The organism is Pedobacter sp. P26 (genome assembly GCF_050632135.1).
Classification (GTDB): domain Bacteria; phylum Bacteroidota; class Bacteroidia; order Sphingobacteriales; family Sphingobacteriaceae; genus Pedobacter.
The window spans coordinates 73,957-88,457 of the sequence record NZ_CP192574.1 but is presented as its reverse complement, the minus strand read 5'-3'; the positions used below and the strand labels follow the sequence as shown (position 1 = coordinate 88,457).

At 38.7% G+C, this 14,501-nt stretch carries 9 protein-coding genes; 3 read left to right on the top strand and 6 right to left on the bottom strand.

The window, feature by feature from the left end:
• The first annotated feature begins 91 nt into the window (after positions 1-91).
• Positions 92-814: an SDR family oxidoreductase gene (locus ACQ86H_RS00425; protein WP_138819118.1), complete on the top strand. Its 723-nt coding sequence runs from the start codon at positions 92-94 to the stop codon at positions 812-814.
• A gap of 94 nt (positions 815-908) precedes the next feature.
• On the opposite strand, the gene metG is transcribed toward ACQ86H_RS00425, so the two are convergent.
• The gene (gene metG, locus ACQ86H_RS00420) at positions 909-3,017 is read right to left on the bottom strand and encodes a methionine--tRNA ligase (protein ID WP_138819119.1); all 2,109 of its coding nucleotides are present in this window, start codon (positions 3,015-3,017) and stop codon (positions 909-911) included.
• Positions 3,018-3,095: 78 nt separating this feature from the next.
• Here metG and ACQ86H_RS00415 point away from each other — a divergent pair, with 78 nt between their 5' ends.
• Entirely contained in the window at positions 3,096-3,956 is an 861-nt protein-coding gene (locus tag ACQ86H_RS00415) for a S66 peptidase family protein (protein ID WP_431295501.1), read from the top strand.
• Position 3,957: 1 nt separating this feature from the next.
• Positions 3,958-4,365: a DoxX family protein gene (locus ACQ86H_RS00410; RefSeq protein ID WP_138819121.1), complete on the top strand. Its 408-nt coding sequence runs from the start codon at positions 3,958-3,960 to the stop codon at positions 4,363-4,365.
• Between the two features lie 61 nt (positions 4,366-4,426).
• Here ACQ86H_RS00410 and ACQ86H_RS00405 read toward each other — a convergent pair whose 3' ends face one another.
• From ACQ86H_RS00405 to ACQ86H_RS00385, 5 genes are all read right to left on the bottom strand, one after another.
• On the bottom strand, positions 4,427-4,876 hold the full coding sequence (locus ACQ86H_RS00405; RefSeq protein ID WP_431293472.1) for a hypothetical protein: 450 nt from the start codon (positions 4,874-4,876) through the stop codon (positions 4,427-4,429).
• 8 nt (positions 4,877-4,884) lie between these two features.
• Entirely contained in the window at positions 4,885-6,360 is a 1,476-nt protein-coding gene (locus tag ACQ86H_RS00400) for a SusD/RagB family nutrient-binding outer membrane lipoprotein (RefSeq protein WP_431293471.1), read from the bottom strand.
• Complete coding sequence (locus tag ACQ86H_RS00395; protein ID WP_431293470.1) at positions 6,350-9,508, bottom strand: SusC/RagA family TonB-linked outer membrane protein; 3,159 nt, start codon at positions 9,506-9,508, stop codon at positions 6,350-6,352. The genes ACQ86H_RS00400 and ACQ86H_RS00395 overlap by 11 nt, the downstream gene beginning before the upstream one ends.
• A 302-nt stretch (positions 9,509-9,810) precedes the next feature.
• Positions 9,811-11,262, bottom strand: coding sequence for a RagB/SusD family nutrient uptake outer membrane protein (locus tag ACQ86H_RS00390; protein ID WP_138819125.1), 1,452 nt, complete (start codon positions 11,260-11,262; stop codon positions 9,811-9,813).
• 12 nt (positions 11,263-11,274) lie between these two features.
• Complete coding sequence (locus ACQ86H_RS00385) at positions 11,275-14,421, bottom strand: SusC/RagA family TonB-linked outer membrane protein (protein WP_431293469.1); 3,147 nt, start codon at positions 14,419-14,421, stop codon at positions 11,275-11,277.
• Between the last annotated feature and the right edge of the window lie 80 nt (positions 14,422-14,501).

Sequence of the window (14,501 nt, the reverse complement as noted above, 5' to 3'; positions counted from 1 at the left end):
AGGCATTAGCCGCATTGATAAAAACTGTACTACTCACCATAATAAATCATTTCAATAACTTAATCTTTGTATTATCAAATTGATTGAGAACATGAAACTAACAAAAAATAAAATCCTGATTACAGGAGGCGCAACTGGGATTGGTTTTGGATTAGCTGAAAGGTTTATCCAGGAAAACAACACCGTAATTATTTGCGGACGAAGAGAAGCGGCTTTGAAGGAAGCGGCAGAAAAACTACCTTCGGTTATTACCAAAGTATGCGACCTATCTGATGAAAAGAGCAGAGTTGAGCTGTACAACTGGATTGCTGAAAATCATAGCGATTTAAACGTACTGGTAAACAATGCGGGCATCCAAAGCTGGATGAACATTGGTGATGATGATTTTTATGAGAAAGCAAATCACGAAATTACCACCAATGTTTTAGCACCACTACACTTAACAAAACTGTTTAGTAATCTGGATGCGCTGGATACAATTATTAATGTAACCTCCGGACTGGCATTTGTGCCTTTATCTACCATACCGGTTTACTGTGGTACCAAAGCATTTATGCGTTCTTTTACACTTTCTTTACGCCATAGCCTTAAAGATTCGAAAATAGAAGTGATTGAGATGATTCCGCCAGCCTTAAACACTGATTTGGGAGGAAAAGGAATCCACGATGCACACCCTCCCGTGAGTGAGTTTGTAGCATCGGTAGTTGAACAGATGAAAGAAGGTAAAACAGAACTGACTTTCGGTACAAGCAGCGACCGGGCAAAAGCGAATAATGATGCAATAACCGATTATTTTAACCGAATGAACCCCTAACGAGAGAAAGTAAGTTTACATCGCATCAGGATAAATAATAATAAAAGCCATTTGAAATTAATCAAATGGCTTTATATTTTAGTGCAGGTAAACACTACCTGATTACACTACCTTCCTGAAACTTTTCTACAGGTGCTACAAAAGTGAGTTTTCCTTCAGCATTTTCGGCCATTAAAATCATGCCTTGCGATAGAATCCCTTTGATTTCGCGTGGAGCAAGATTTATGATCATACTTACCTGTTTACCTACAATATCTTCAGGTTTGTAATATTCAGCGATGCCAGAAACCACGGTTCTTTCATCAATGCCTGTATTTACCGTTAACTTCAACAGCTTTTTGGTTTTCTCTACCTTTTCTGCTGCTACAATAGTGGCTACACGGATATCCATTGCCGAAAAATCGTCAAACTGGATATTTTCTTTTGCCGGAACAGCAACCACATTATTAGCAGCATTACTGGCTTTACTTTGATTTAATTTCTCGATCTGGAAGTCGATTTCTGCATCTTCAATTTTATCAAATAAGAGCACAGCTTCTCCAATATCGTGACCACGTTTTAACAGGCTAACAGTACCAGCATCATCCCAATCATGGCCGCCATTTTTAAGCATCTTCATTAATTTTTCTGCTGTAAAAGGCATAAAAGGTTCGATCAGGATCTGAATATTGGCCGCTATTTGAAGTGCAATATGCAAGATCGTTCTAACACGGTCTTCATCGGTTTTAATGAGTTTCCATGGCTCGGTTTCGGCCAGGTACTTATTCCCTAAACGGGCAACATTCATTACTTCTGATAATGCCTCTCTAAAACGGTAGTTTTCTATAGATGCAGAAATTTTTGCCGGGTAACCGGCCAATTCGTCAATAACAGCCTGGTCTACCTCAGCAATTTCCATACAGGTTGGTACCGAACCGCCAAAGTATTTATGTGTAAGCACCACCACCCGGTTTACAAAATTCCCAAGTATAGCTACCAGTTCATTGTTGTTTCTTGCCTGAAAATCTTTCCAGGTAAAATCATTGTCTTTAGTCTCGGGAGCTGTTGCTGTTAATACATAACGCAATACATCTTGTTTTCCTTCAAACTCTCTTAAATATTCATTTAACCAAACTGCCCAGTTTTTAGAAGTCGATATTTTTTGTCCTTCCAGGTTTAAGAATTCGTTTGCGGGCACATTATCAGCCAAGGTATATTCACCGTGTGCCATTAACATGGCAGGGAAAATAATGCAATGGAAAACAATATTATCTTTACCAATAAAGTGGACCAACTTGGTTTCGTCGCTTTTCCAGTATTCTTCCCAACCACATTTATCGTTTTCGTAACTGCTGATGTAATATTCTTCGGCTTTAGGATTCCACACATCGAGCTTGGCATAGTTACACAGCTCTTTAGTTGCAGAAATATAACCAATAGGGGCATCAAACCACACATAAAGTACTTTACCTTCAGCATCGCGAAGTGGAACGCGTACACCCCAATCCAAATCTCTGGTCATTGCTCTTGGCTGTAAACCTGCATTTAACCAGCTTTGGCATTGGCCGTATACATTCGGGCGCCATTCTTTGTGGCTTTCGATATAGGTACGTAAACGGTCTTCATACTTATCCAGCGGCAGAAACCAGTTTTTAGTTTCTTTTAAAATGGGTTTATCGCCTGATAGGGTAGATTTTGGATTGATCAGATCGGTTGCATTGAGTGTAGAACCGCAATTTTCGCACTGATCGCCATAAGCATTTTCGTTACCGCATTTAGGGCAGGTACCTGTAATATAACGATCGGCCAGAAATTGTTTCGCAGTGGCATCGTAATATTGCTCGGTAACCTCTTCCGTAAAAACACCTTTATCGTAAAGGGTTTCGAAGAAATCAGCAGCCGTTTGGTGATGGGTAAGCGATGAGGTACGGTGATAGATATCGAAAGATACACCAAACTCTTTAAAAGAATCGCCAATAATTTTATGGTACTTATCTACCACTTCCTGGGGTGTAATTCCTTCTCTTTTGGCTTTTAAAGTAATTGGCACACCATTTTCGTCAGATCCACAGATGAATTTTACATCGCGTTTATTCGATCTTAAATAACGGGCATAAATATCTGCAGGGATGTAAACACCAGCCAGATGCCCAATATGAACTGGTCCATTGGTATATGGAAGCGCTGCAGTTACGGTATATCTTTTTATTTTACTATTATCCAAAACAATTTTTATTAATTTGGCAAAGATAAGTGTTTTGAAGATGATTAAGCAGCCCCGTATTTAAAAAAAGGAGATAAGATTGCGCTGGTATGTCCGGCAAAGAAATTACCCAAACCTATAGACCATGCCATAGCACGATTAGAAAGCTGGGGTTTGGAGGTGATTATTGGCGATAGTGTATACGCAAGTCACCACCAATTTGCGGGAAGTGATGCTTTAAGGACCAAAGATATTCAGCGCTTTATAGATGATTCATCTATAAAAGCCATCATTTCTGGCCGCGGGGGTTATGGCACCATCCGGATTATTGATGATCTGGACTTTACGGAGTTTAACAAAAATCCTAAATGGTTTGTAGGCTTCAGTGATATTACCGTCCTGCTATCACATCTGATTGCGCAATGCAATAGCCAGTGCATACACGCACAAATGCCTTATACATTTGAGGAATCTACACCAGAAGCTTTACTTTCTTTACAGAGGGCATTATTTGGTGAAAAACAGGCCTATTTTTATCAAAGTTCGTTTAAGAACAGGGCAGGAGAGGCAACAGGAATTTTGATTGGTGGAAATTTAAGTTTGCTCACCATGGTACAGGGCTCGGTTTCGGAAATGGATTTTACCGACAAAATACTCTTTTTGGAGGATGTTGGCGAGCAGGAATATGGTATAGATCGTATGTTGCGTATGTTGAAAAGAGCGGGTAAGCTACATGCTTTAAAGGGCTTGATTATTGGTGCCTTTAATGAAATTGAAGAAGAAAAAATCTCTTTCGGGCAAACCGCTGATGAGGTAATTTGGGACATTGTTAAGGAATATGATTATCCAGTTTGTTTTAACTTCCCCACAGGGCATATCGAAAACAACCTATGCATGACTTTAGGCGCTGAAGTAGCTTTATATGTAGAAACCAATAACGTTCAATTTAAATATTTATAAGATGGCAATTTTAGACAATTTAGGAAAATACCGCAATACAGGCTTGTTACTGATCCGTATTGGTTTAGGAATAATGTTTATTATTCATGGTTTCCCGAAACTTGCAGGCGGACCAAATGGCTGGACTGGTTTAGGCGGAAGCATGAAAGTAATCGGCATAGATTTTTTACCTGTATTTTGGGGCTTTATGGCTGCAGCTACCGAAACCTTTGGTGGTTTCCTGTTGATTGTAGGATTATTTTTCCGTCCGGCACTAATCTTATTAATCTTTACGATGATAATCGCAGCTTTGGTACATTTCGGCAAAGGAGATGGGTTAGGCGGTGCCAGCCACGCAATTGAGTTGGCTATTGTATTTTTCGGGTTGATTTTTATTGGCCCGGGGAAATATAGTGTAGATAAGAAGTAAGCTTAATTTTTTTCAATTTAAAAATAAAGGCCTGAAAATTTCAGGCCTTATTTTTATAAAATTATCCGGTAATGGTAATCGTAAAAAAGCGTTTTACCGTCTGTCCATTACCAAGGGTGGCCGTAACCGTTAAAACAACCGCCCCACTTGTACCAGAGGTAGGGAGTGGAGCATCAGCCGCACCACGTAAATCTTTTACCAGTTTATTAAAGGTATAAGAACCGCCACTTACTGTAGCGGTACCCAGATTGTTAATAACCGTACCTGTTGGCGTAGTAAATGAAAGTGTTTTCACATCTCCACTATAAGTAATTACAATATTTACAGTTCCTGTTCCTTTTATGGTAGGGGTAGCTGAAGCATAACTTGAATATGTACCCGATACCGTATTTAAATTACCATCAAAAGTAATGGTAGCGGCTGTATCAAGTGTTTCAGGTTGCTTTGGATCTTTTTTGCATGAGGCCAGGCCTAATATTGATGCAAATAATATGATTAAAATTCTTTTCATAGTTATAATTATTTATCCCAGAATACAGATTTTACAAATACTGAAGGTCGGGCTGGTGTGTTAGGATTGTAGCTTCTTTCGTTAAATGAATATGGCAATATGCGCGGAACGGATGTTGAAGGGGATACCGGAGATAATACAGGAAAACCTGTTCTTCTCCAGTCCGTCCAGGGCTCTATGGCAACCCCAAAGTTAGAAACAAACTTTTCCTCGATAATTTTTTGTAGCGCATCGCCTGTTGCCAAAGTTCCATTTGTTGAAGCCAGATAAGTAGCTAAACCGGCGGTTACAGCCGCAGCTTCTGTTCCATCTGAAAACTCAATCGCACTTGCAAATGACGCGTTTATACCTGCTTTATAATAAGTATCTGCTGTGGTTAAATCATTTCCTCCGTTTGTTCTGGCAAAATATTCAGCTAAAATCTGATTTTGCTCAGCAAATGTTAACATTCTTATTGGTGCTTCGCCAGAATATGTACCTGCTGAAAGTTTTCCTCGAAGGTAAGTGCTCATGCGCGAAAAGGAAGTACTTACCACTATATCACCATTTCCATTCGTGGCTCCAGCATAAGTAGCTCCCAGTAAGGTAAAAAATGAATTTCTCCTGCTATCGCTCTTGGCATTCATGATATCAACCAAAGTTTTACTCGGAAAAAACTGGTTTGGTCTTGATCCTTCAAATTGGTGAATAGGGTTGGTTTGATTGGCAGAACTTAAAAACCGCATTTGAAAATTGTCGGTATTTGCCCTTAACAGCTTATTGGTAGCTAATATAGCGGTTATACCCGTTTTAGCTCTTGTTGCATCTGCTGCCGTTCCATTGGTAGAAAAGTAGTGAATATACATTCTTAGTTTTAAAGCATTTCCAAAACGTTCCCATTTATCCATATCACCGCCATAAAATAAATCATCAGTTGCAGGTGCCAATAAAGATGCTTTTTTGATATCAGCAATACCTTCATCAATTAAGCTAAATACATTATCATAAATCGTTGACGATCCATCGAACTTTGGTTTTAGGTTTGCTTCATAACCAATGGCTTCTGTGTAGGGAAGATCTCCAAATGCATCAACATGCGTTTGATAAATGTATGCTTTTACCAATTCTGCAACACCTGCATATTTTGGACTTGTTGATTTGGTTTTTTCGATCACCTTTTGCAAATCAGCCAAAGTACCTGCAAAAGTAGCTTCCCAGGTATTATTGATATCACTTTCACCTATGGCATATTTATCATATTGCGTGGGTTGGGCTGCACCACCTCCCTGTGCTGCAAACTGCTGCACCCATAAGGAAGTGAAACGATGTATATCGGAGCCCATAGTAAATCCTAACCTACCTTGCGCAGCAGGTAAAACCAAACTTGCATCAGGATCTTTTAATCGTGTAGGATCATCATTAATGTCTACAAATTTTTTGCACGAGCTCAGTCCTGTTATGGCTAATGCCAATCCAAAAACTATTTTCTTTATATTAATTTTCATATTTAAACTCTCCTAATACTAAAATGATAATTTTAAAAAATCCACCATAGGTTCTTGTTTGAGGCTGGCCGTTATACTCAATCCCCTGTCCGTTACCCACACCCAAAAGGTTGTTCTCCGGATCTAAGTGATGGAAATTAGGCGCATACATCAATAGGTTTCTTCCTGTTAAACCAACATTAATCCCTTTTATAAAGCTTAGTTTGTTTAATAATTTGCCTGGGATGCGATAAGATAGCGTCGCTTCCCTTAACCTGATCCAGGAACCGTCAAAAACCGCATATTGCTGTGCTGCTGAAGAATACAAATCGCTATAGTATTGTTCGGCCGTAATTAAGGTATTGTTTGGCGTACCATCAGCATATACGGCATTGTGCACATATAAACGATCTCTGTTACCTGTTTCTGCAGCAACACCATATCTTCTTAAATCGGTAATTGTTCTCGAATAAATATCGCCGCCATAACGGATATCGGCAAATAAACTTAATGATAAACCTTTGTAAGAGAAGGCTGTATTTACACCACCCGTCCATTTTGGATTTGGATCACCAATCGGCTGTAATTCTGTGGTATTGATCTGGCCAGAGCTTAACCTACCATTTGCATCCACAACATCCTTACCATTAAGTTTTTTAAATACCTGACCGAATAGTGTTCCATACTGATATCCGGTAACAATGCGGCCCTGAGGATTGGTAAAACCACCGTTACCAATAAATGGTACACCCGGAGCCAGTTCTACCACTTCGTTTCTTCCTTTGGTAAAGTTTACAGATAAATCCCAGTTAAAGTTTGTCGATTTTACCGGTGTTCCACTGATCAACAACTCGATACCATGGGCTTTTAAGGTTCCGGCATTTAACAGGGTACTGCTAAAACCAGAAGAGGGCGCGCTAGGGACAGAAAATATAATGTCGGTACTTTTGGTGCTATAGTACGCAACATCGATACTTAATCTGTCTTTTAAAAGCTTAGCCTCTAAACCAACTTCTCTTGAAGCCGTAAATTCAGGTTTAATATTAATGTTACCAGCAGCATTTGAAAAAGTTTGACCATTTACCCCATTAAATGGAAAGATTAAATTTGGCCCAAAACCATCAGAAGGACCTGCAGTACCAAAATAGGTGCCTGTACTGTAAATTGGTGCTTCTCTACCTACTTTCGCGTAGTTAGCCCTGATTTTCAAATAAGTTAAAATATCATTTTGTTTTAACTGAGGGAAAGCCTCTGTTGCAATAAAACTGGCATCTAATTTAGGATAAAAATAACTTCTTTTATCAGGGGCAAAGGTTGAAGAAACATCTCTACGTCCTGTAAACGACAGATATACAAAAGATTTATAATCTAAACTAACATCGGCATACACTCCCACCAAACTTTGTTCTCGTATAGTTTGAAGCGGAACATAAGTCAAGGTATTAGAGATATTGTAGTTATGTGCTGCCTGTATGCCATTACCCGTAACTTGTAACTGATCTGTTCTTCTGTAGTTAATCTCGTTACCCAATAAAAATCTGGCGCCAAAGTCTTTTAAAAACCTTTTGCTGGCCACCAAATTGAAGTACGAACTTACCTCACGCCTGTTGGTAGTGTTATCTATAATGGAACCAGCCCTACTTGCCGATTGGTTATTGTTAGAAGATTTTTCATTAATAGTTTTCGATACATTGGTATATTGATCGATACCAATTTTATAATTAGCACTTAACCAGTCTGCTATTTTATAATCTAAACCAACATTACCAATAGCCCGGTCTATCTTTTGCTTATATAAAACATATTTAATTGACCATAGCGGATTATCTGTGCCTAAAACATTATAATAAGTATAACCCGCATTATTAACACGGTTGCTTGGTATATTATTTAAACCTGCTGCCGTTTCAAATGGATAATTTGCAAGGTTGTACGTTCTCGGCAAAGTCATACCATCAAATAACGGATTAGACCTTGCATTACCTGTAGGGGTACCTACAGAATTATTATGAATGTACTGAATCGAAGAACTAATGGTTAAATTTTTACTCAATTGTGTACTGGCATTAACGGTAAAGTTATTTTTAGCCAAAGTATTATTATCGATATACCCACTTTCTTTAAAATTTCCATAATTAAAGTAATAAGCCGTTTTTTCGGTACCACCAGAAAAAGTAACATTGTTCTGTAGATTATAACCTCCTTTAAATATATCCTTAACATTATCCGGATAAGCGGTAAGGGTTTCTGGGTTACCAAGGTAATTGGTAACTGTTTGGCCTGTTATTTTAGCCCCCCACGACATTTGCGAAAAAGAATCATATAATCCATTTGCACCCTGAGAATATTGATTTTGATAATCCGGTAAACGGTTAACCTCTATATAATTGTAGTTACTGCTTAATTCTACTTTTCCGGCCTGTCCTTTACTTCCTTTTTTAGTAGTTACAATTACCGCCCCGGCAACAGCCCTGGAGCCATAAAGTACGGCGGCAGCTGGTCCTTTCAAAATCGTTACCGACTCAATGTCATCCTGGTTTAGATCAATACCCCTGTTTGAATTTGTACTTCCCGTATTTACGGATTGGTCACCTCCACCATTATCAATTGGAATACCATCTAACACCCATAGCGGCTGGTTCGATCCGGTAAAAGTGGTGGCCTGCCTGATATTAATATTTGATGATGCTCCTGTTGCACCGCCGGTTGATAGAATTTTTACACCCGCTACTTTACCTGCTAAAGCATTTACCACATTGGTTGAACGACCAGCGGTTAATTTTGAGGCATCAATGGTAGTAGCTGCGTAACCTAAAGATTTGGCTTCTCTTTTTTGGCCTAATGCCGTTACCACAACTTCTGATAGTGACTTTGAATCTGTTTCTAAAGATGCATTTACAACGCTACCCCTGATGGCAATTTCTTGAATTGAATAGCCTACCGAAGAAAAAATTAGCACTTTGGCGCCAGCACTTACCTTGATGGAAAATTTACCTGCGGCATTTGTAGAAACGCCAGAGTTTGACGCGTCTTTAATTCGTACACTTACGCCAGGGAGCGGTAATCCATCTTCCTGAGCCGTAACTGTTCCAGTGATTGTTCGGTCTTGCGCTATTGCTGAGGTGGCAATAAATAGCAATATGAACAAACTTTGTAGAAGTTTTTTCATAAAAAAGTTTAGTTTAGTTAATAATAATACAATATAGAATTTAGTATTTTGTAATACAAATTTTACGATTTAATTTTCAGTCATCGATCAAAGTGCTTATCATATAGATGACAAGCTACTTGTTATAAAAAAAGATCGCTATTATTTGCATATAAATTTGCCAGCTACATAATTAAATTGGGTATTGTATTTTCAGATTGATTTTTTTGGTCATCGTGTGGATAAGAAGTATCCTGAACATGATATTACGACAAAAGCCATCATTATGCTGGCTTTTGTCGTAAATAAAATTCACAGTTAAATTAATTGGGAACGGCCAACTTATTATTTTGAATCTCGGTTGCAGAAATTGGCCAGATATAACCAGCAGTATTGAATGGAATAGCTGGAGCAGTACCTTGAGGACCACTTTTTGCTACGAAACCCGCACCTAACCTCATCACATCCGGAGATCTGAAACCTTCACCCAAAAGCTCAATTCTTCTTTCGGTAAGGATGGTATTTTTTAAGTTAGCAGGTAATAAATCGGTCGCAGGAAACACATATGTTGGATTTGAACGTTGCCTAACAGCTGTTAACAGTGAAATAGAACGTACCGGATCAGAAACTACGGTCGCCTCCGCCAGGTTTAGTAATACCTCTGCATATCTAATTACCGGGACGTAATCAGTATATGGCGATGGTTTTTTAAACTTAGTTAAATAGGTGTTTGCGCCCACTGCGCTGGTAAGTGTCTTCCTGGCATCAACTGATGCTGCGGCAAATGCAGCATTACCAAATATCCCTGCAGTATTCAAGTAATATTCCTGATTACCACCGGCACTTTCAATATTATAATAATAAGCCAATTGGTTTTGTGTTCCAGGTGCATCAAGATCAGACATAGGAAAAGTTAAAAGGGCTTCAGGTCCAATATAACTTCCACCAAATACCGTTGCAATATTGGTTTCTAATTTGTTGGCTACACCGGTTGATGCGACAAAAGGAGCTGTAGCACTAACAATTTTATTGGCTTCAGTTACAACTAATGGCAAATTACCCATTGATAGATATACCCTGGTTTTTAATGCAATTGCTGTATTTCTAGACGCTCTGGTTGCAACTAATGTCAAAGCCAGGTCTGGTTCAGCTTCATCTAAATCTTTTAAAATTTGGGCATATACCTCTGCTACGGTGCTTCTTTTTAAATCGTTGCCAGTTAAATCTTTTTCAGCCCTAAGTCTTAATGGCACACCTAAACTAGATCCATTATCTGTAATGTAAGGTTTGGCATAAAGCTGCAATAAACTGTAGTAAGAAAGCGCACGCATTACTTTAGCCTCAGCAATGTACTGTTTTGCCACTGCTGGAGTAAGTAAAGCTGCATTAGCATTAATCCCTTCCATTACCAGATTTGCCCTATTAATAGCGGCATACATCGCCCCCCATAAACCTGTAACCTCGCTTGTATTTGACGTTACGTTAAATCTCCATGTTTCTAAATTGGTTACCCCATTTGGCTTGTTTACGATAAAATCTTCTCCCCTAATATCGTTATAAATAAGGTAGCGGCCGCCATAAAAGTTACCGCTCTTAACTCCGGCATAAACACCACGAAGTTCAGAAAGGATACGATCAGGGCTAGAAAAAGCCTCTTCAGTTGGCAATGAGGTTTTTGGAGCTGTATTTAAGAAATCCTTTTTACACGAAGTAGTAAACAGCAATGGCGCAGCTATAAAAAGGTATTTTATTTTATTATTTATATTAATCTTCATGACTGTCTATTTTTAAAATCCAACATTGATACCAAACGTAAATGTTCTTGCAGATGGAACTGAGTTTCGATCTACCCCTGGCGCTAAACTACCACTGTTACCAGCTGCCGTAGAGTTTCCGTTAACAGAAACCTCGGGATCTGGTCCTGGATAATCAGAAATAATCCAAAGATTACTTGATTGTGCATAAACCCTTACATTAGAAATCCCGTATTTATTCAAAAGTGATTTTGGCAAAGTATAACCTATTGCCAGATTACGAACTTTTAAGAAGTTACCAGAAAATACATTCTGCGACTGTGCAAAGGCCGAACCATTTGATACATTATCCCCATAAACAACCCTAGGAATATCGGTAATCTGACCAGGCGTAGTCCACCTGTTCATCATACCTGCTTCATTGTTCCAGAAACGTTGATCGCGAAGCCCTGCTAAAGAGCCATAATAAACCTTGTTACCTCCGGAGAACGTTAAACCTAAAGTTAAATCGAAAGCTTTATAACGAAAGTTATTATCTAAGCCACCAAACCATTTTGGAATAGCCTGTCCAGTTATCGTTGCATCTAGAGCAGCATCAATTGCCGGCGCATTTGTACCTGCATTTGGCCCCTCTAAGTATTGATAACGTGCTGCTGCTGCTCTCTGGAAGCTAAATCTTAATTTTTGTCCAAATCTATTCACAAAAATTCGTTCACCAGTAGCTGGGTCCACACCTGCGGTTGGTACAGTGTAAATTGATCCAATTGGATAACCGACACGGGTAATATTAGCCGTTTCCAACTGGGTTACACCAAAAAGATCGGCATCGTTATTACCTAATGCAGTTACCTCATTTTTCAGAGTACTGAAAGTAAATGAAGTAGACCACGTAAAATTATCAGTATCAAAGTTTCTTGAATTAACAGCAAATTCAAACCCTTTGTTATACATTTTACCTACGTTTGTTGTAATTGCATTGTTTGGTATCCCTTTCGAGGGTGCCTGAGGGGCATTTTGAATTAGATTATCTATGTTATTGTGGTAATAATCAACATCTAGTGTGAAACGGCCTCCTAAAAACTCCAGGTTCACACCAATATCAGCTTTTTTACTGGTTTCCCAGGTTAAATTAGGATTTCCCGCTTGAGAAAAAGACAACGCTGCATCTGAACCGTACAACCCTGGACTATATAAAAACAATGCCGGATAATTACCAATATTGATATTACCAACTTCGCCATAACTACCTCGAATTTTAAAGCGGGTTAAAATTTTACTGATCCCTGAATTTTTGTAAAAAGATTCTTCTGAAAGGGCCCATCCGGCAGAAGCACCGCCAAAGTTACCATATTTGTTTCCTGCTGATAAACCAGAGTATCCATCACGGCGGAAAGACCCTGTGATGTAATATTTCTTTTTGTAATCATAGTTAACACTACCGAAAAATGAACGGAAAGCATTATCGAATTGTATTAAATTAGCCGGTGTAATTGCCCCAAACGATCCTTGATAAACCTCAATGAACGGATCGATAACATTTTGGCGTGTTGCACCATAACCATACGACTTAGTATACTGATCTTCTGCACCGATAAAACCACCAATAGTATGATCGCCAAAAGTATTGGAATAATTTAAAGTATTCGACCAGTTCCATCGGCTATTTTTAACATAATTACTGGTTGCGCCGCCATTGTATGCAAATCCATCTCCCTGCAATCTGTTTACAAAAACATTATTATCAAGTTTTAAATTATCAATGCTATAATTGGTTTTAAATGTTAAACCCTTTAACAACTGAACAGAGACATACCCGTTTGCAATTAATCGATCGCTTTCTGAGGTATTTTTATCAAGATTTACCAAAACAGCTGCGTTAGGATAATTTGATGCAATTAGGTTTGCCCCTAAACCTATGGCTGAACCGGCAACATTATATGAGCCATCTTCATTATATGGTGAAACGTTTGGAGGAAGTACAATAGCTAATCGACCTAAACCACCAGTATTAAATGATGAACCTGGAAGAGACCCCGTATTTGGCGCCCGGTTCAACGTGTTACTATACGAGAAGTTGGTACCGATAGTCACATTTTTGAATAATTTATGATCAAGATTTACACGTCCATTTTTTCTTTCAAATGAGTTATTGATAATGAAACCTTCCTGATTACTGTATCCTAAAGAAACAAAATAAGATGTTTTATCTGTTGCTCCGGAAAAATTCAATGCATGATTTTGAGAGGTCGCGGTTCTGTAAGCATAGTCGTACCAGTTGGTTTCTACCTGGGTACCATCCGTTTTTGTTTGCAAAAAGAATGCAGGTGCTAAACCAATGTTAGTTCTTGCCTCATTCTTAATTTGTACATACTCGGCTGCATTTAACAAAGGGTTTAGATTCTGTGCTTTGGATGTACCAACCCAGCCCTCATAATTTACCTTTGTTGATCCTTGTTTACCTTTTTTAGTTGTGATTACCACAACCCCATTGGCTGCCCTCGAACCATAAATGGCTGATGATGCGGCATCTTTTAAGATATCAATCGATTCGATATCTGCAGGGTTAATGTCTCCTAAGGCATTTCCAGCGGCACTATTTGTTGATTGATCGCCCGTGAATACCGGAATACCATCTACAATAATTAGCGGATAAGAACTTAAAGAGATGGAATTTACTCCACGCACCCTAAAAACCGGAGGATTATTTAGCAATCCGTTTGGCTGAATAATATTCACACCCGCAGCCTTACCAGCTAACGCTTGTTCGAAACTCTGTACGGGTTGGTTTTTTAATTTTTCTCCGCTCACACTCGCTATTGATCCGGTAACATCCTTTTTTGACTGTGTAGTATAACCTGTTACCACTACATCAGATAGTGTTTTAGAATCGCTTTGCAGTTGTATGTTAATTACATTACTACCGCCGATGGCTTTGGTTTGACTTAAGAAACCAATATAGGAGAATTCTAGAGTGGTAGCTTTGTTTGCGACTTTAAGGGAATATCTACCATCCGCACCAGTAGTGGTTCCGCCTGATGCACCTTTAATTTTAACACTTACGCCAGGGAGCGGTAATCCATCTTCCTGAGCCGTAACTGTTCCAGTGATTGTTCGGTCTCGCGCTATTGCTGAGGTGGCAATAAATAGCAATATGAACAAACTTTGTAGAAGTTTTTTCATAAAAAAGTTTAGTTTAGTTAATAATAATACAATATAGAATTTAGTATTTTGTAATACAAATTTTACAATAAAAATTTTAT

Excerpts from the sequence above, each read along its gene's own strand:
- ACQ86H_RS00395 (WP_431293470.1), bottom strand. The coding sequence starts at position 9,508 with ATGAAAAAACTTCTACAAAGTTTGTTCATATTGCTATTTATTGCCACC.
- ACQ86H_RS00385 (WP_431293469.1), bottom strand. The coding sequence starts at position 14,421 with ATGAAAAAACTTCTACAAAGTTTGTTCATATTGCTATTTATTGCCACC.
- ACQ86H_RS00405 (WP_431293472.1), bottom strand. The coding sequence starts at position 4,876 with ATGAAAAGAATTTTAATCATATTATTTGCATCAATATTAGGCCTGGCC.
- ACQ86H_RS00400 (WP_431293471.1), bottom strand. The coding sequence starts at position 6,360 with ATGAAAATTAATATAAAGAAAATAGTTTTTGGATTGGCATTAGCCATA.
- ACQ86H_RS00410 (WP_138819121.1), top strand. The coding sequence starts at position 3,958 with ATGGCAATTTTAGACAATTTAGGAAAATACCGCAATACAGGCTTGTTA.
- ACQ86H_RS00390 (WP_138819125.1), bottom strand. The coding sequence starts at position 11,262 with ATGAAGATTAATATAAATAATAAAATAAAATACCTTTTTATAGCTGCG.
- ACQ86H_RS00425 (WP_138819118.1), top strand. The coding sequence starts at position 92 with ATGAAACTAACAAAAAATAAAATCCTGATTACAGGAGGCGCAACTGGG.